The 1,093-nt window shown below is 71.5% G+C and carries 1 protein-coding gene and 1 pseudogene; both read left to right on the top strand.

What is annotated here, in order from left to right; translation table 11 throughout:
- The coding region (locus B4K29_RS00020) for a penicillin-binding transpeptidase domain-containing protein (protein WP_286966124.1) at positions 1-916 on the top strand (916 nt) is incomplete at its 5' end.
- Positions 913-1,093 (top strand): annotated as a pseudogene (locus B4K29_RS00025) (serine/threonine protein kinase); the annotation flags it as partial. The gene B4K29_RS00020 and the pseudogene B4K29_RS00025, both read left to right, overlap by 4 nt.

Raw genomic sequence — 1,093 nt, forward strand, 5'->3', positions numbered from 1 at the left:
CCGCTTCTCCGCCGTCACCGACGCCTGGAAGTCCCTCAACGCCGACCGCTCCAAGCCTCTCGTCAACCGCGCCATCGGCGGCGACCTCTATCCCCCCGGCTCGGTCTTCAAGCTCGTGACCACGGCCGCGGCCCTGACCTCCGGGCAGTATGACGGCAAGGCCCGCATCCCGGCGCCCGCGCAGCTCAAGCTCCCGCTGTCGTCCGTGCCGCTCACCAACTGGCAGAACGGCCTGTGCACCGGCTCCGACCAGATCACGCTCCAGCAGGCGCTCGAGACGTCGTGCAACTCGGCGTTCGGCGGCATCGGGATCAAGCTGGGCGGTGACGCGCTGGTCGAGCAGGCGTCGAAGTTCGGCTTCGGCGACGAGCTGCGCGTCCCCCAGCGGGTCACGCCGAGCAAGGTGCCGGCCGGCATGGACAAGGCCCAGTCCGCCCAGGCCGCGATCGGGCAGTACGACGTGCGGGTCACGCCGCTGCAGGTCGCCATGGTCAGCGCCGCCATCGCCAACAAGGGCGTCGTCATGAAGCCCCACCTCATCGCCTCCGTGCGCGGCGACAACCTCAGCGTCCTCGACGAGACCAAGCCCGAGCAGCTGTCCAAGGCCGTGTCCTCCGAGGTCGCCGACCAGATCGCCCAGATGATGCGCGGCGTCGTCGAGGACGGCACCGGCTCCAACGCCCGCATCTCGGGCGTCGAGGTCGGCGGCAAGACCGGCACGGCCCAGCAGGGCAACGACAAGGCCCCGCACGCGTGGTTCACCTCCATCGCGCCGCTGAACGCCGCCGCCGACCAGCCCCAGGTGGCGGTCGCCGTCGTCGTCGAGGATGGTGGGTCCGCCGGACGCGAGACGGGTGGCAACAAGGTCGCCGCCCCCATCGCCAAGCAGGTCATGGAGGCGGTGATCCGCAAGTGAGCAGGCTGATCGGCGGCCGCTACGAGCTCGGCGAGGAGATCGGCCGCGGCGGCATGGCCACCGTCCACGAGGCGCACGACGTCCGCCTCGGCCGCCGGGTCGCCATCAAGATGCTCCACGCCGGCCGGCTCGGCGACCGGACCTTCCAGGGACGCTTCCGCCGCGAGGCGCAGGCCG

The sequence above is a fragment of the Arsenicicoccus sp. UBA6765 genome (assembly GCF_002453335.1).
In the GTDB taxonomy this organism is placed as follows: domain Bacteria; phylum Actinomycetota; class Actinomycetes; order Actinomycetales; family Dermatophilaceae; genus Arsenicicoccus; species Arsenicicoccus bolidensis.